Origin of the sequence: Micromonospora sp. NPDC051141 (genome assembly GCF_044455765.1) — a bacterium.
In the GTDB taxonomy this organism is placed as follows: domain Bacteria; phylum Actinomycetota; class Actinomycetes; order Mycobacteriales; family Micromonosporaceae; genus Micromonospora.
Genome location: NZ_JBITFD010000003.1, coordinates 310,454 through 327,321, shown reverse-complemented (window position 1 = coordinate 327,321; position 16,868 = coordinate 310,454). Strand labels below are relative to the sequence as shown.

Below are 16,868 nucleotides of genomic sequence, written 5' to 3'. Positions count from 1 at the left end.
CACCGACCGGTGGACGGGCAGCGTCAAGGATAGCGAGCGATCAGCGGGCCGTGTGCTCCGGGAACCGACAGATCCGCGCGAACTCCTCCGCGTCGAGGCTGGCGCCCCCGACCAGGGCCCCGTCCACGTCCGGCTGGGCCATGATCGCGGCGACGTTCGACGACTTGACCGACCCGCCGTAGAGGATCCGGACCTGCTGGGCGGTGGTCTCGTCGTAGGTCTCCCCGAGCCGCTTGCGTACCTCGCCGCAGACCTCCTGCGCGTCCTCCGGGGTCGCCGTCTTGCCGGTGCCGATCGCCCAGACCGGCTCGTACGCGACGACGACCTGGGTGACCTGCTCGGCGGTGAGGCCCTTGAGCGCGCCGTCGAGCTGGTCGCGGCAGTGCGCCACCTGCCCGGACTGCTCGCGGACCGCCAGGCCCTCGCCGATGCAGAGGATCGGCGTGAGCCCGTTCGCCAGCGCCGCCGCCACCTTCGCGTTGACCAGCGCGTCGTCCTCGCCGTGGTACTGCCGCCGCTCGGAGTGGCCGACCACCACGTACCCGCAGCCCAGCTTCGACAGCATCGGCCCGGCGATGTCACCGGTGTACGCCCCGGACGGGAACGGCGACAGGTCCTGCGCGCCGTAGCCGATCAGCAGCTTGTCGCCGTCCACCGCGGTCTGCACGGTGCGCAGGTCGGTGAAGGGCGGCAGCACCACGCACTCGACGTCGGTGAGCTGCTTCTCGGTCAGGCTCGCGGCCAGCTTCTGCACCAGCAGGTTCGCCTCGAGGTGGTTGAGGTTCATCTTCCAGTTGCCGGCCATCAGCGGCCGGCGGGTGGTGCTCGCCATTCAGTTCTCCAGAGCCGCGATGCCGGGGAGGGTCTTGCCCTCCAGGTACTCCAGGGAGGCGCCGCCACCGGTGGAGATGTGCCCGAACGAGGACTCGTCCAGACCCAGGGCGCGCACCGCCGCGGCGGAGTCACCGCCGCCCACCACGCTGAACGCGTCCGTCTTGGTGATCGCCTCGGCCACCCCGCGGGTGCCGTTGGCGAACGCCGCCATCTCGAACACGCCCATCGGGCCGTTCCAGAAGATCGTCTTCGCCTGGGACAGCGCGGCGGCGAAGCCGGCCACCGTCTCCGGGCCGATGTCCAGTCCCAGCCGGTGGCTGGGGATGCCGTCGGCCGGCACGGTGTCGTGCGCGGCGTCCGGGGCGAAGGCGTCCGCGGCCACCACGTCGACCGGGAGCATGATCTTGCCGGCGGAGCGCTCCAGGAGGTTCCGGCAGGTCTCCACCATCTCCTCCTCCAGCAGCGACGTGCCCACCTCGTGGCCCTGGGCCTTGAGGAACGTGAAGCACATCCCGCCGCCGATGAGCAGCCGGTCGACGGTGGGCAGCAGCGCCTCGATCACGGCCAGCTTGTCGGAGACCTTCGAACCGCCCAGCACCACCACGTACGGCCGCTCGGGCGCACCGGTCAGCTTGCTGAGCACCTCCACCTCGCGCAGCACCAGGCGGCCGGCCACGTGCGGCAGCCGGGCCGGCACGTCGTGCACGCTGGCGTGCTTGCGGTGCACCGCGCCGAACGCGTCGTCGACGTACGCGTCACCGAGCGCCGCGAGCTGGTCGGCGAACGCCCCCCGCTCGGCCTCGTCCTTGCTGGTCTCGCCCTTGTTGAAGCGCAGGTTCTCCAGCAGCGCGACCTGACCGTCGGCCAGGTCGGCCACGGTCGACCGGGCCGAGTCGCCGACGGTGTCCTCGGCGAAGCGCACCGGGGCGCCGAGCAGCTCACCGAGCCGCCCGGCGACCGGGCGGAGGCTGAACTGCGGGTCCGGCGCGCCCTTCGGACGGCCCAGGTGCGAGCAGACGACCACCTTCGCGCCGGCCTGCACCAACGCGCTCAGCGTCGGCAGCACGGCGCGGATGCGCCCGTCGTCCGTGATGTCACCGGTCTGCTTGTCGAGCGGGACGTTCAGGTCGGCACGCACCAGCACGCGCCGACCCGACACCCCCTCGGCGAGCAGGTCGTCGAGGTTACGAATCGTCACAGCGAGGAACCCACCAGCTTGACCAGGTCGACGAGGCGGTTGGAGTAGCCCCACTCGTTGTCGTACCAGCCGACGACCTTGACCTGGTTGCCGATCACCTTGGTCAGCGGCGCGTCGAAGATGCACGACGCCGGGTCGGTGACGATGTCGGCGGAGACGATCGGGTCCTCGTTGTAGACCAGGACGCCCTTGAGCGGGCCCTCCGCGGCGGCCTTGATCGCGGCGTTGACCTCGTCCACGGTGGTCTCCCGGCCGACCTCGACGGTCAGGTCGGTGGCCGAACCGGTCGGGATCGGCACCCGCAGCGCGTAACCGTCGAGCTTGCCCTTCAGCTCCGGCAGCACCAGGCCGATGGCCTTCGCGGCGCCGGTCGAGGTCGGCACGATGTTGAGCGCGGCGGCCCGGGCCCGGCGCAGGTCCTTGTGCGGCGCGTCCTGCAGGTTCTGGTCCTGCGTGTACGCGTGGATGGTGGTCATCAGACCCTTGGTGATGCCGAACGTGTCCTGGAGGACCTTCGCCATCGGGGCGAGGCAGTTGGTGGTGCAGGACGCGTTCGAGATGATGTTGTGCTTGGCCGGGTCGTACTGGTCCTGGTTGACGCCCATGACCACGGTGACGTCCTCGTTCTTCGCCGGCGCGGAGATGATAACCTTCTTGGCCCCGCCGTCGATGTGCGCCTTCGCCTTGGTGGCGTCGGTGAAGAACCCGGTGGACTCGATGACGACGTCCACGCCGACCTCGCTCCACGGCAGCTTGCCGGGGTCCTTCTCCTCGAACACCTTGATGGCCTTGCCGCCCACGGTGATCTCGTCGGCGCTGGCCTTCACCTCGTGCGGAAGGCGACCCAGGATGCTGTCGTACTTGACAAGGTGGGCGAGCGTCGCGTTGTCGGTCAGGTCGTTGACCGCGACGATTTCGATGTCGGCGCCGGACGCCAGCACTGCCCGGAAGAAGTTACGGCCGATCCGGCCGAAGCCGTTGATGCCAACCCGGATGGTCACAGGTCCCATCTCCTCGCGTTCTGGTCCGCCGGCGTCAGACCACAGCCGGCGGAGGTGTGTGCGCCGACCGTTGGAGCCGGCCGTTGACGATGTCATCTCGGCCACCCCGCCGCGGTCCGTTCCAGACCTGACCGCCCGAGGCGGTGAGTGCGGCGAGGAGTGCCTGTGCCGGCCCCCTTGCCGTACGCAGCGACCCTATCCGAGCGCGTGGCGGCACGTTGCGCCGGGTGGTGACCCCGAACGCGTGACGCCGCCCCCTCCGTCCTATCAGACCACGAGCATGTCCGGCGTGACGGCCGCTTCCGTATCCGGGATGCCGAGGTCACGGGCCCGCTTGTCGGCGAGCGCGAGCAGCCGGCGGATCCGGCCGGCGATGGCGTCCTTGGTCAGTGGCGGCTCGGCGAGCGCGCCCAGCTCCTCCAGCGACGCCTGGCGGTGCTCCAGCCGCAGCCGGCCGGCCGAGGTCAGGTGGTTGGGCGCGTCGTCGGCGAGGATCTCCAGCGCCCGGGTCACCCGGGCGGCGGCGGCCACCGCGGCGCGCGCCGAGCGACGCAGGTTCGCGTCGTCGAAGTTGGCCAGCCGGTTGGCGGTGGCGCGCACCTCCCGGCGGACCCGGCGCTCCTCCCAGGCCAGCACGCTGGAGTGCGCGCCGATGCGGGTGAGCAGCGCGGCGATCGCGTCGCCGTCCTTCACCACCACCCGGTCCACGCCACGCACCTCGCGGTTCTTGGCGGTGATGCCGATCCGGCGGGCGGCGCCGACAAGCGCGAGCGCCGACTCCGGCCCGGGGCAGGTGATCTCCAACGCGCTGGAGCGGCCCGGCTCGGTCAGCGAGCCGTGCGCCATGAACGCGCCGCGCCAGGCGGAGACCGCGCAGCAGACGTTGGCGGCCACCACGTGCGGCGGCAGGCCCCGCACCGGGCGACCCCGCACGTCCAGCAGGCCGGTCTGCCGCGCGAGGGCCTCGCCGTCCTTGACCACCCGCACGATGAAGTGGCTGCCCTTGCGCAGGCCGCCCGAGGCGAGCACGTGGATCTCACTCGGGTAGCCGTAGACCTCGGCGATCTCCCGCCGCAGCCGGCGGGCCACCGCGCCGGTGTCCAGCTCCGCCTCCACCACCACGCGCCCCGACACGATGTGCAGGCCGCCGGCGAAGCGCAGCAGGGCGGCCATCTCCGCCCGCCGGCAGCAGGGCTTGGGCACGTCGACCCGACTCAGCTCGTCCTTGACCGCAGCCGTCATCGCCATTCCAGCGCCCCCTCACGGACCGGTTCCGGCGTGTCGCCGGTGATTACGTACGTGTCTAACGATCGGCGCCCAGGACCGGCACCAGTGCGGCGCCCAGGGCGGCCGGATCATGACGGGGCGTGCCGTCGACGACGGCGACGGGGGCGAGGACCAGCCGGGCACCAAGCGATTCTGCCGCACGTTCGACCGCCGCGGGATCACCCACCGCCGTCGAGTCGGCGAGCACCATGTCCACCTTCAACTCGGGCAGATAGCGCCGCAGGGTGTCCAGATGGTCGGGCAGGGAGAGCCCGGAGGTCTCCTTCTCGGCCACCAGGTTCAGCGTCACCAGCCGCCGCGCCGGGCTGGACACGATCGCGTCGGCCAGGCCGGGCACCAGCAGGTGCGGCAGCACGCTGGTGTACCAGCTCCCCGGGCCGAAGATCAACCAGTCGGCGGCGCGTACCGCGGTCACCGCCTCGGCGCACGCGGCCGGCGCGGCCGGGGTCAGCCGCAGCGACTCCACCACGCCGGTCGTGACCGCGACCTGGTGCTGGCCGCGCACCGTGCGTACCTCGTCGGGGTGCGCCGGGTCGACGCCGCGGACCCGGGCCTCGATGCCCACCGGCTGGCGGGACATCGGCAGCACCCGGCCGACCGCGCCGAGCATCGCCCCGGCGTGGTCCAGCGCGGCCACCGGATCGCCGAGCAGCTCGGTCAGCCCGTGCAGCAGCAGGTTGCCGACCGCGTGGCCGGCGAGCGGGTCACCCACCGCGGCAGGCGGCGCGCCGAGTGCCGGCGCGGGCGTGGCGGCGGCGAAACGGTGCTGGAACAGCGCCGCGCTGCGCCGGGTCGCCGGATGGTCACCGGAGAGCGCGACGAGCGCCTGCCGCAGGTCACCCGGGGGCAGGCCGCCGCGCTCGGCGCGCAGCCGGCCGCTGGAGCCGCCGTCGTCGCCGACCGTGACCACCGCGGTGATGTCCAGGTCCAGTCCGGGTACGCAGTGCCGCAGCGCCCGCAGCGACGCGGACAACCCGTGCCCGCCGCCGAACGCGACCACCCTGGTCGGGGTCATTCCCGCCCCAGGTCCCGGTGCTGCGCGTTGGCGGCGATGCCGGACGCGCGCAGCCGCACGGCCAACTCCTCGGCGATCGCCACGCTGCGGTGCTTGCCGCCGGTGCAGCCGACGGCCACGGTCAGGTAGCGCTTGCCCTCCCGTTCGAAGCCGGCCGTGGTGGCGTTGACCAGGTCGGCGTAGCCGGCGACGAACGCGTCCGCGCCCTCCTGCCCCAGCACGTACGCGCTGACCGCCTCCTCCCGGCCGGTGTGCTCGCGCAGCTCCGGCACCCAGTACGGGTTGGGCAGGAAGCGGGCGTCCATCACGAAGTCGGCGTCCGGCGGGAGGCCGTACTTGAAGCCGAACGAGAGCACGGTGATCCGCAGCCGGCGGGCGTCCTCGCCGCCGAACAGCTCCTCGACCCGGCGGCGGAGCTGGTTGACGTTCAGGTGGCTGGTGTCGATGATCACGTCGGCCTGGTCGCGGGCCTCCTCCAGCAGCGCCCGCTCCACCGCGATGCCGTCGGCCAGCCGGCCGTCGCCCTGCAACGGGTGCGAGCGGCGCACGCTCTCGAACCGGCGGATCAGCACCTCGTCGTCGGCGTCGACGAAGACCACCCGCGGGGAGAAGCCGCGCTCGCGCAGCTCCCGGATCGCGCCGGCCAGGTCCGTGGAGAAGGCGCGCGACCGCACGTCCAGCACCATCGCCGTACGCCGGGCCGCGCCGCCGGCCTTGAACGCCAGCTCGGCCATGTCCAGCAGCAGCGCCTGGGGCAGGTTGTCGACCACGTAGTAGCCGACGTTCTCCAACGCCCGCGCCACCGTGCTGCGCCCGCCCCCGGAGAGGCCGGTCACCACCACCAGGGACGTCTCCGCCTCGGTCGGCGCCGGCCGCCCCACCGCTGTCTCCGTGCCGGTCGGCACCAGGCCCTCCGCCGTCCGCGCCTCGCTCACCCGATGTACCCCCAAGCCGTGGCGCCGCCGGCCGGTCGGCCGTGCATGGTCAGTCGACGACTCTAACGGCTGCGACCCCGCCCGGGATTCCACGGGGTGACCCCCGGAACACCTGCTCGCCCTGCTCGTCCAGTTCCCCCGGTCTCTCCCCCCGCCCCCACCCGCCTCCCACCCCCTTCTCCCCGCGCCCTCTCCCGGCGCCCTCTGCCCGTGGGCTCTGCCCGTGGGCTCTGCCCGTGGGCTCTGCCCGTGGACTCTGCCCGTGGACTCTCCCCGTGGGCTCTGCCCGTGGGCTCTCCCCGTGGGCTCTGTCCGCTGTTTCACGGAAACAGTGGCTGTTCCGGCGGCGACAGCCACTGTTTCCGTGAAACAGGCGGGGGCGGGGAGGGGAGGGGAGGGCGGGGTTGGGCGCGGCGGCGTGGGCGGGCGGCTTCCGTGGCGGTGTCGGCGGGCGCTCGTAGACTGCGCGGATGGTCTCCCCCACCGAGCAACGGGTCGAGGGCGCGCTGGACGTGTTGCGCCGGGTCTTCGGTTACGACGCGTTCCGCGGTGTCCAACAGGACATCATCGAGCACGTGGTGGCCGGCGGTGACGCGCTGGTGCTGATGCCCACCGGGGGCGGCAAGTCGCTCTGCTACCAGATCCCCGCGCTGGTCCGCGACGGTGTCGCGGTGGTCGTCTCGCCGCTGATCGCGCTCATGCAGGACCAGGTCGACGCGCTCACCGCGGTCGGCGTGCGGGCCGGGTTCCTCAACTCGACCCAGGACGCGGCCCAGCGCCGCCGGGTCGAGGCGGCCTACCTCGCCGGCGAGCTGGACCTGCTCTACCTCGCCCCGGAAGGGCTGGCCGTACGCTCCACGCTCGGCCTGCTGGAACGCGGCAGGATCGCGCTGTTCGCGATCGACGAGGCGCACTGCGTCTCCCAGTGGGGGCACGACTTCCGCCCCGACTACCTCAACCTGTCGATGCTGCACGAACGCTGGCCGCAGGTGCCGCGCATCGCGCTGACCGCCACCGCGACGCGGGCCACCCGCACCGAGATCGCCACCCGGCTCCAACTCACCGACGCCCGGCACTTCGTGGCCAGTTTCGACCGGCCCAACATCCAGTACCGCATCGTGCCGAAGCGGGAACCGCGCCGGCAGTTGCTGAGCCTGCTGCGCGACGAGCACCCGGGTGACGCCGGCATCGTCTACTGCCTGTCCCGCGCCTCGGTGGAGAAGACCGCCGAGTTCCTGGTCGCCAACGGCGTTCCGGCGCTGCCCTACCACGCCGGCCTGGACGCGGCGACCCGCGCCGCCAACCAGCAGCGCTTCCTGCGCGAGGACGGGCTGGTCATGGTGGCCACCATCGCGTTCGGCATGGGCATCGACAAGCCCGACGTGCGCTTCGTCGCCCACCTCGACCTGCCGAAGTCGGTGGAGGGCTACTACCAGGAGACCGGTCGCGCCGGCCGTGACGGGCTGCCGTCCACGGCCTGGTTGGCGTACGGGCTCCAGGACGTGGTGCAGCAGCGCAAGATGATCGAGACGTCGGAGGGCGACCTGGCGCACCGGCGCAACCTCGCCGCCCACCTCGACGCGATGCTGGCGCTCTGCGAGACGGTCCGCTGCCGCCGGGCCCAACTGCTCGACTACTTCGGCGAGACCGGAGCGCCGAACTGCGGCAACTGCGACACCTGCCTGGACCCGCCGGAGTCCTGGGACGGCACGGTCGCCGCGCAGAAGCTGCTCTCCACCGTCTACCGGCTCGACCGGGAGCGCAACCAGCGGTTCGGCGCCGGGCACAGCATCGACATCCTGCTCGGGAAGCACACCGACAAGATCGACCAGCACGGGCACGACGCGCTGAGCACGTTCGGCATCGGCACCGAGCTGCGCGACACCGAGTGGCGCGGCGTGGTCCGGCAACTGCTCGCCGAGGGTCTGCTCGCGGTCGAGGGCGACTACGGCACGCTGGCGTTGACCGAGGCCAGCGCCGACGTGCTCGGCCGGCGGCGTACGGTCACCCTGCGCAAGGAGCCGGAACGGCCGCTGTCCGGCCGGGCCGCGAAGCCACGGGGCGCGGCCACCGTCGTCGCCGACCTCTCCCCCGCCGCCGCGCCGGTCTTCGAGCGGCTCCGCGCGTGGCGGGCCGCCACCGCGAAGGAGCAGGGCGTCCCCGCGTACGTGGTGTTCCACGACGCCACGCTGCGTCAGATCGCCGCCGAGCCACCAACCTCGCTGGCGGAGCTGTCCCGGTTCAACGGGGTCGGCGAGAACAAGCTCGCCAAGTACGGCGAGGCCATCCTCGCCGTACTCGCGGAGGGGTGACGAAAGGGCCGACCCCATTGTCGGGGCCGGCCCTTCGAGTGTTGCTCAGCTGGTGCTGTAGCCGCGGGTGGCGATCCAGTCGGCGAGGTTGTCGACGCTGATGCGGTAGGAGGCGGTGTTCGGGTTGGCGCTGTCGGCGATGGTGACGGTGGTGCCGTTGTTCTGGTAGCCGACCACGCTGATGTAGTGGCCGCCCTCGAAGGAGTGGGTGTTGCCGTCGGTGTCGGTGGCGGTGCCGGCGATGTTGGCGACCACGGCCCGGCCGTCGTCGACGGTGCGGACGATGTCGGCACGCAGCTTGTCGGTCTGCTTCTCGTCGGCCTTACCGGTCTTGATCTCCACCGAGCGGTAGGTCTTCCCGGTCTCCTTGTTCAGCACCGGGGTGATGTCGTTGATGCTGTTGGTGCCGTCCTCGGTGGTGCCCATCTCCTTAGCCATCGCGTGCACGTCGATGTTCTTGCCCAGCACACTGACGGCATTGCGGGCGGCGGCGGGACCGCAGTAGTAGAAGTTCGGCTGGGCCTCGTAGCGCACGTCCAACTCCCGCTCGCCGCTCTTACGGTCGGCGGACACCACAGTGGCCTTCTCGGCGGGAGCGGCGTACGCCGCGATCGCGGGACCGGCGATCCCACCGGCCGTCGCGGCGACACCAGCAGCGGTCAGCACAGTCTTACGCAGCAGGGTGGTAGCCATGATGATGCCTCCCAAGGGGGGTGGGGGATGCCGCAGCCAAGGGGGCCACGGAAGGGGGAAAAAAGTCTGAGGGGGTGGGCCCGGTGGCCGATCAGACGGCCTGCACAGGGGCCCGACGGGCGGCGCGACCAGCACACAAGAGGGGTGGCCGGGTCGGCGGCTCCGGGGATGTAACCACGGCCGGTGGCCGCACATTCCGACCGGGGACTCGTCGCCGGCCCTGAAGGGGCCGGGCTCCACGCGGTCTGCCAGGTATAACGCCCCGGCCCCGGCCCCGATTCCCCCGAGCCGGTGACCACCACCACCCACACCGCCCCAAACCCGACATCCCACCCCAGACGACCCCGGGGGAGCCTGCCCGAGGCGAGCGCTGGAAGATCTTGGTACCGAACGGCCCCTCCGGGGGCCGAAACGCACCAAGATCTCTACCGTTCCCGCCATGCGGAACAATCATCCCATAAGACGACAGAGCGGCAGCCGACCTCATGATCACCGGAGGCCGGGTGGGCCGAGCCGGGCACAGGCTGTGGGAGGACGGCCGGTCAGGACGGGGTGGTGGCGGGGTCGCTGTCGAGGGCGGCGAGGATCGCCTCGGCGGTACGTCTGCCGACGCCGGGCACCTCGGTGATCTCCTCGACCGTGGCCCCGGACAGCCGCTTCAGCGAGCCGAAGTGCCGCAGCAGCGCCTTGCGACGGACCTCGCCCAGGCCGGGAACGCTGTCGAGCGCCGACTCGGTCATCCGCTTGGAGCGCCGCTGGCGGTGGAACGTGATGGCGAAGCGGTGGGCCTCGTCCCGGACCCGTTGCAGCAGGTAGAGCGCCTCCGAGGTGCGCGGCAGGATCACCGGGAACTCGTCGTCGGGCAGCCAGACCTCCTCCAGCCGCTTGGCCAGCCCGCACAACGCCACGTCGTCGATGCCCAGCTCGGCGAGGGCCTTCGCGGCGGCGGCCACCTGCGGCGGGCCGCCGTCGACCACCACGAGCTGCGGCGGGTACGCGAACCGGCGCGGTCGCCCGGTGGTCGGGTCGATGCCGGGGCGGTCGGGGTCGGCGGCGGTCTCCTCGCCCAGCTCCCCGGTCTCGGCGCGGGCGTCGAGGTAGCGGGCGAAACGCCGGCGCAGCACCTCGGACATGGCGGACAGGTCGTCGGTGGCGCCGCGCACGATGAACCGGCGGTACTCGTTCTTGCGGGGCAGCCCGTCCTCGAACACCACCATGCTGGCGACCACGTCGGTGCCCTGGATCTGGGAGACGTCGAAACACTCGATGCGCAACGGCGACGTCCGCATGTCGAGCGCGTCGGCGATCTCGTCGAGGGCCTGACCGCGGGTGGTCAGGTCACCGGCGCGCTTGAGCTTGTGCCGGGTCAACGCGTCCTTCGCGTTGCGCTCGACGGTCTCCAGCAACGACCGCTTGTCGCCGCGCTGGGGCACCCGCAGCGAGACCCGGCTCCCCCGGCGGGTGGAGAGCCAGTCGGCGAGCGCGTCGGCGTCACCGGGCAGCTCGGGGACGAGCAGCTCCCGTGGGACGTCGGCCTCGCCCTGCTCGCCGCCGTAGACCTGGGTGCAGAAGTGGTGCACGAGGTCGCCGGTGGTCAGCTCCTCGGTCTTCTCCACCACCCAGCCGCGCTGGCCGCGCACCCGGCCGTCGCGGACGTGGAAGACCTGCACCGCGGCTTCGAGGGGGTCGTCGGCGAACGCCACCACGTCGGCGTCGGTGCCGTCGCCGAGCACCACTGTCTGCTTCTCCATGGCCCGGCGCAGCGCGGCCACGTCGTCGCGCAACCGGGCGGCGCGCTCGAACTCCAACTGCTCGCTGGCGTCGAGCATCTCCTTCTCCAGCCGGCGGACCATGGTGTCGGTCCGGCCGGCCATGAAGTCGCAGAAGCTGGTGACGATCTCCCGGTGCCGCTCGGCGGTGACGGTGCCGACGCACGGCGCCGAGCACTTGCCGATGTAACCCAGCAGGCAGGGCCGGCCGACCTGGCCGGCCCGCTTGAACACCCCGGAGGAGCAGGTTCGGGCCGGGAAGACCCGGAGCAGCAGGTCGAGCGTCTCGCGGATGGCCCAGGCGTGCGAGTACGGCCCGAAGTAGCGCACCCCCTTGCGCTTCGCGCCGCGCATCACCTGGAGGCGCGGGTATTCCTCGTCAAGCGTCACCGCGAGGTAGGGATAGGACTTGTCGTCGCGGTAGCGGACGTTGAACCTCGGGTCGTACTGCTTGATCCAGGTGTATTCCTGCTGGAGCGCCTCCACCTCGGTGGCGACGGTGATCCAGTCGACCGACTCGGCGGTGAAGACCATCTGCCGGGTGCGCTGGTGCAGGTTGACCGGATCGGCGAAGTAGGAGTTGAGCCGGCTGCGCAGGTTGCGCGCCTTGCCCACGTAGATCACCCGGCCGGTGCCGTCGCGGAACCGGTAGACCCCTGGTGACTCCGGGATGGTGCCGGTCGCGGGACGGTAGGTCGAGGGGTCAGCCACGCGCCAAGCGTAGTCCGCACCCCCGACACCCCACCGTCGCCGCGCCCCGCCCGGCCGGCGGGGCGCGACGCCCGGTCAGGCCAGCGTGATCTGGTCGCCGCTGACCTTGATCTCCTTGGCCGCGAGCGGCTTGGTGGCCGGGCCCGCCTTCACCGACCCGTCGCTGATCGAGAACCGGCTGTTGTGGCAGGTGCAGTTGATCGTGCCGCCGTCGACGTTCGACACCGGGCAGCCCTGGTGCGTGCAGATCGGGTCGAAGCCCTTGAACTGGCCCGCCTCGGGCTGGGTGATCACCACGCCCTTGCTGGCGTACACCGCGCCGCCGCCGACCGGGATGTCGGCGGTGCGGGCCAGCGGACCGCTGCTGTCCCGGTTGCCGCCGCCGGCGTCGCCGGTGGCGCTGGCGCCGGGCGGTCCGCCGCTGGTCGGGGCCGCTCCCGGGGTGGCGTCGTCGTCGCCGCAGCCCGCCAGCACCACGGCCGCGCCGACCGCGCCGGCGCCCGCGAGCAGGGCCCGGCGGCTCTGGGTGACCGGTCCGGTCGGCACCTGGTCGTCAGTCATCTCCGGCCTCTCTCTCGGCTGTCGCCACCGGTTCATGATCCGTGGCCACACTGCGGTACACGCACCAGGGTGGCGCGCGGTTCATACCGGCGCGTCACGAACCGCGTATCCCGCGGCCGGCCCGGCCGTGGCGGCCCGGCCGGGCCGGCGTCGACCGGCACGGACGGGCCGGGTCCGGCCCGTCCGCGCGTACGCGCCGGTCAGCGTGCCCCCGCCGGCACCTTACGGGCCCGCGACTTGGTGGCGCCGTTGGCCTTGGCCGCCCGGGTGGTGGCCGCCTTGGCGCCCTTGGCGTCGCCGGCCAGCTTGAGGATCGGCCGCAGGAACTCGCCGGTGTGGCTCTCGGGCACCTCGGCGACCTCCTCCGGGGTGCCGGTGGCGAGCACCGTGCCGCCCCGGTGACCGCCCTCCGGGCCCATGTCGATGAGCCAGTCGGCCGTCTTGATCACGTCGAGGTTGTGCTCGATCGTGATCACCGTGTTGCCCTTGTCGACCAGGCCCTCCAGCACCATGAGCAGCTTGCGGATGTCCTCGAAGTGCAGGCCGGTGGTGGGCTCGTCGAGCACGTAGACCGTCCGCCCGGTGGAGCGCTTCTGCAACTCGGAGGCGAGCTTCACGCGCTGCGCCTCACCGCCGGAGAGCGTCGGCGCGGGCTGGCCGAGACGCACGTAGCCCAGGCCGACGTCGACGAGCGTCTTGAGGTGCCGGTGGATGGCCGGGATGGCGGAGAAGAACTCGGCCGCCTCCTCGATCGGCATGTCCAGCACCTCGGCGACGGTGCGGCCCTTGTAGTGCACCTCCAGCGTCTCGCGGTTGTACCGCGCGCCCTTGCACACCTCGCAGGGGACGTAGACGTCCGGCAGGAAGTTCATCTCGATCTTGATGGTGCCGTCGCCGGAGCACGCCTCGCAGCGCCCGCCCTTGACGTTGAACGAGAACCGGCCCGGACCGTACCCCCGGACCTTGGCCTCGGTGGTCTCGGCGAAGAGCTTGCGGACGTGGTCCCAGACGCCGGTGTAGGTGGCCGGGTTGGAGCGCGGGGTGCGCCCGATCGGTGACTGGTCCACGCCGACGACCTTGTCCACGTGCTCCAGGCCGGTGATCCGGGTGTGCCGGCCGGGCACCAGCCGGGCGCCGTTGATCTGGTTGGCGAGGACCGTGTAGAGGATGTCGTTGACGAGCGTCGACTTGCCCGAGCCGCTGACCCCGGTGACCGCGATGAGCTGGCCGAGCGGGAAGCTGACGGTGAGGTTGCGCAGGTTGTGCTCGCGGGCGCCGTGCACCACCAACTCCCGGCCCGGCGTCTGTGGACGGCGGGTGGCCGGCGTCGGGATGGCCCGGCGACCGGCCAGGTAGGCGCCGGTGACCGACTCCTCGTTGTCGAGCAGCGCCGGCACCGAGCCGCTGTGCACGATCTTGCCGCCGTGCTCGCCCGCGCCCGGGCCGATGTCGACGATCCAGTCGGCCACCCGGATGGTGTCCTCGTCGTGCTCGACCACGATCAGCGTGTTGCCCAGGCCGCGCAGCCGCAGCAGCGTCTCGATGAGCCGGTGGTTGTCCCGCTGGTGCAGGCCGATCGACGGCTCGTCGAGCACGTAGAGCACGCCGACCAGACCGGAGCCGATCTGGGTGGCGAGCCGGATGCGCTGCGCCTCGCCGCCGGAGAGCGTGCCCGCCGGCCGGTCCAGGGAGAGGTAGTCCAGACCGACGTCGAGCAGGAACTTCAGCCGGGCGTTGATCTCCTTGAGCACGCGCTCGGCGATCATCTTCTGCCGGTCGGTCAGCTCGATGCCGGCGAGCAGGTCGGCCGCCTCGCCCACGGAGAGGTTGCAGACCTCGGCGATGCTCTTGCCGGCCAGCGTGACCGCGAGCACCTCCGGCTTGAGCCGGGCGCCGCCGCAGGCCGCGCACGGCACGTCCCGCATGTACCCCTCGTACTTGTCGCGGGACCACTCGGACTCGGTGTCGGTGTGCCGGCGCTCGATCCACTGCACCACGCCCTCGAAGCCGGTGTAGTAGGAACGCTCGCGACCGTACTTGTTGCGGTAGCGGACGTGCACCTGGTCGTCGGAGCCGTGCAGGATCGTCTTCTGCGCCCGCGACGGCAACGCGCGCCACGGCGTGTCGACGTCGAAGTGCTGGCTCTCGCCGAGCGCCTCCAGCAGGCGCAGGAAGTATTCCAGGTTGTGCCCGGTGGACCAGGGCTGGATCGCGCCCTCCCGCAGCGTGCGCTCCGGGTCCGGGATGATCAGCTCGGGGTCGACCTCCTTCTTGGTGCCCAGGCCGGTGCACTCCGGGCAGGCGCCGTAGGGCGCGTTGAAGGAGAAAACCCGGGGTTCCAGGTCCTCGATCGCGAGCGGGTGGTCGTTCGGGCAGGCCAGGTGCTCGGAGTAGCGGCGCTCCCGGGCCGGGTCGTCCTCGGCCAGGTCGACGAAGTCGAGCAGCACCAGGCCGTCGGAGAGGCCGAGCGCGGCCTCGACCGAGTCGGTCAGCCGCTGCTTGGCGCTCGGCTTCACGCTGAGCCGGTCGATGACCACCTCGATGGTGTGCTTCTCCTGCTTCTTGAGCTTGGGCGGCTCGGTCAGCGGGTGCACCACGCCGTCGACCCGGGCCCGGGCGTAGCCCTTGGCCTGGAGTTCGGCGAAGAGGTCGACGTACTCGCCCTTGCGACCCCGCACCACCGGCGCGAGCACCATGAACTTGGTGCCCTCGGGCATCGCGAGGACCCGGTCGACGATCTGCTGCGGGCTCTGCCTGGAGATCCGCTCGCCGCAGACCGGGCAGTGCGGCTCGCCGATGCGGGCGAAGAGCAGCCGGAGGTAGTCGTAGACCTCGGTGATGGTGCCGACGGTGGAGCGCGGGTTGCGCGAGGTGGACTTCTGGTCGATGGAGACGGCGGGGCTGAGCCCTTCGATGAAGTCGACGTCGGGCTTGTCCATCTGGCCGAGGAACTGCCGGGCGTACGACGACAGTGACTCGACGTAACGGCGCTGCCCCTCGGCGAAGATGGTGTCGAACGCCAGGCTGGACTTGCCCGAGCCGGAGAGCCCGGTGAAGACGATCAGGGCGTCCCGGGGCAGGTCGAGACTGACGTCACGCAGGTTGTGCTCGCGCGCGCCACGGATGATCAGACGGTCGGCCACGGTGCGTGTGCTCCCGGAAGAAGAATGTGCGGCGGGTCTGTTCACCAGACGCCGGATCTGGGTGATTTTCAGAGTTACCGAAGCGCAGGGAAAGCGCCCCGGCAACTCTAGCCCCGAGGTGTGACAACTTCCGGTGCGCGGACATTCCCCCAGTTCAGAGTGCGCCGGGAGTGGGCGGCGTCACCGGACGCCCGGTGCGTCGCCGCCCGCCGCGCCAGCCGCCCCGCCGCTCGGCGGCCACCCGGGCCGCGCGGCGACCGCTCTCGTACGCCAGCTCCCGCTGCAACCGGCGCCAGCTCTCCCAGCGGCGGGCCGGCAGCGCGCCGCTGTCCAGCGCGTCCCGCACCGCGCAGGCCGGCTCGGCGTCGTGCGCGCAGTCGGCGTACCGGCAGCCGGTGGCCAGCTCGGCGATGTCGGCGAACGCCCGGTCCAGGCCGGTGACGCCGTCCAGCAGGCCGACCGCCCGGACGCCGGGAGTGTCCAGCACCGCGCCCCCGCCCGGGACCGGCACCAGTGCCCGCCAGGTGGTGGTGTGCCGGCCCTTGCCGTCGACCCGGCGGATCGCCTGGGTGGGCATCACGGCCGCCCCGGCCAACGCGTTGACCAGGCTCGACTTGCCCGCCCCGGACGGGCCGAGCAGGCCCAGCGTGCGCCCCGGCGCGACGTGCCGGCGCAGCGGCGCCAGGCCGGTGCCGCGCTCGGCGCTGACCGGCAGCACCGGCACCCCCGGGGCCAGCTCGGCGAGCTGCCGGGCCACCGCGGCCGGGTCGGCGGCCAGGTCGGCCTTGGTGAGCACCACCAGCGGCTCGGCGCCGGACTCGTGGACGAGGGAGAGCAGGCGTTCGATCCGGGCGGCGTCCGGCGCCGGGTGCACCGGCTCGATCACCGCGGCGGTGTCGAGGTTGGCGGCCAGCACCTGGCCGCTGGCGTCCTTGCCGGCGGTTCGCCGCACCAGCGCGGTGCGCCGGGGCAGCACCGCCTCCACGGTGACCGGGCCGTCCGGCCAGGTGGCCAGCAGCACCCAGTCGCCGGCGCAGGGCAACGCGGTCAGGTCGCGGGCCGCGGCGGCGAGCACGCCGCCGCCGAGGCTCGCCCGTACCGGCCCCTCCGGGCGCAGCACGGTGCACACGCCGCGGTCCACCCGGGCCACCCGCCCGGGTCGGTGGTCGGCGCGTCGATCGAGGTGGGTCGCCCAGTCGGCATCCCAGCCGAGGGCGGTCAGGTCAAGGGTCATGGCGTCCTCATCGAGGTCGAGGGATCAGGGCGGACACACGCGCGGGGACCGGCATGCGCACCACCTCCCTCCGACTCCCGGCGTCACGGCGTGCAGCCGTCGGCCCCGACGGTAGGACGCGCGGCGACGCGCCGAAAGCGATTTCCCCGGCGGCGCGGCGCGGGCCGGCCCGCTA

General features: G+C 72.3%; 12 protein-coding genes. 1 reads left to right on the top strand and 11 read right to left on the bottom strand.

The annotated features are described in order from the left end of the window. Positions 1-40 precede the first annotated feature (40 nt). The 6 genes from tpiA to rapZ form a co-directional block, all read right to left on the bottom strand. Positions 41-832, bottom strand: coding sequence for a triose-phosphate isomerase (gene tpiA / locus ACIA6B_RS06810; protein ID WP_396771699.1), 792 nt, complete (start codon positions 830-832; stop codon positions 41-43). Next, positions 833-2,032, bottom strand: a complete 1,200-nt coding sequence (locus ACIA6B_RS06805) for a phosphoglycerate kinase (RefSeq protein ID WP_396771697.1) — start codon at positions 2,030-2,032, stop codon at positions 833-835. It abuts the gene before it with no gap. After that, on the bottom strand, positions 2,029-3,033 hold the full coding sequence (gene gap / locus ACIA6B_RS06800) for a type I glyceraldehyde-3-phosphate dehydrogenase (RefSeq protein WP_107162499.1): 1,005 nt from the start codon (positions 3,031-3,033) through the stop codon (positions 2,029-2,031). The genes ACIA6B_RS06805 and gap overlap by 4 nt, the downstream gene beginning before the upstream one ends. Positions 3,034-3,300: 267 nt before the next feature. Continuing rightward, positions 3,301-4,281: a DNA-binding protein WhiA gene (gene whiA / locus ACIA6B_RS06795; protein WP_018788213.1), complete on the bottom strand. Its 981-nt coding sequence runs from the start codon at positions 4,279-4,281 to the stop codon at positions 3,301-3,303. A gap of 55 nt (positions 4,282-4,336) precedes the next feature. Beyond that, entirely contained in the window at positions 4,337-5,335 is a 999-nt protein-coding gene (gene yvcK / locus ACIA6B_RS06790; RefSeq protein ID WP_396771695.1) for a uridine diphosphate-N-acetylglucosamine-binding protein YvcK, read from the bottom strand. Then, entirely contained in the window at positions 5,332-6,216 is an 885-nt protein-coding gene (gene rapZ, locus ACIA6B_RS06785; protein ID WP_396772084.1) for an RNase adapter RapZ, read from the bottom strand. The genes yvcK and rapZ overlap by 4 nt, the downstream gene beginning before the upstream one ends. A 524-nt stretch (positions 6,217-6,740) precedes the next feature. Between rapZ and recQ the strand changes: the two genes are divergently transcribed. Continuing rightward, complete coding sequence (gene recQ, locus ACIA6B_RS06780) at positions 6,741-8,582, top strand: DNA helicase RecQ (protein ID WP_396771693.1); 1,842 nt, start codon at positions 6,741-6,743, stop codon at positions 8,580-8,582. A gap of 45 nt (positions 8,583-8,627) precedes the next feature. Here recQ and ACIA6B_RS06775 read toward each other — a convergent pair whose 3' ends face one another. The 5 genes from ACIA6B_RS06775 to rsgA all read right to left on the bottom strand — a co-directional run bounded on the left by ACIA6B_RS06775 (position 8,628) and on the right by rsgA (position 16,693). Further along, entirely contained in the window at positions 8,628-9,275 is a 648-nt protein-coding gene (locus tag ACIA6B_RS06775) for a C39 family peptidase (RefSeq protein ID WP_396771691.1), read from the bottom strand. A 542-nt stretch (positions 9,276-9,817) separates the two neighbouring features. Next, entirely contained in the window at positions 9,818-11,755 is a 1,938-nt protein-coding gene (uvrC, locus tag ACIA6B_RS06770) for an excinuclease ABC subunit UvrC (protein ID WP_396771689.1), read from the bottom strand. Positions 11,756-11,830: 75 nt separating this feature from the next. After that, positions 11,831-12,316: a Rieske (2Fe-2S) protein gene (locus tag ACIA6B_RS06765; protein ID WP_396771687.1), complete on the bottom strand. Its 486-nt coding sequence runs from the start codon at positions 12,314-12,316 to the stop codon at positions 11,831-11,833. A 200-nt stretch (positions 12,317-12,516) separates the two neighbouring features. Next, positions 12,517-15,459, bottom strand: coding sequence for an excinuclease ABC subunit UvrA (uvrA, locus tag ACIA6B_RS06760; protein ID WP_396771685.1), 2,943 nt, complete (start codon positions 15,457-15,459; stop codon positions 12,517-12,519). Positions 15,460-15,613: 154 nt separating this feature from the next. Then, entirely contained in the window at positions 15,614-16,693 is a 1,080-nt protein-coding gene (gene rsgA / locus ACIA6B_RS06755; protein WP_396771683.1) for a ribosome small subunit-dependent GTPase A, read from the bottom strand. Between the last annotated feature and the right edge of the window lie 175 nt (positions 16,694-16,868).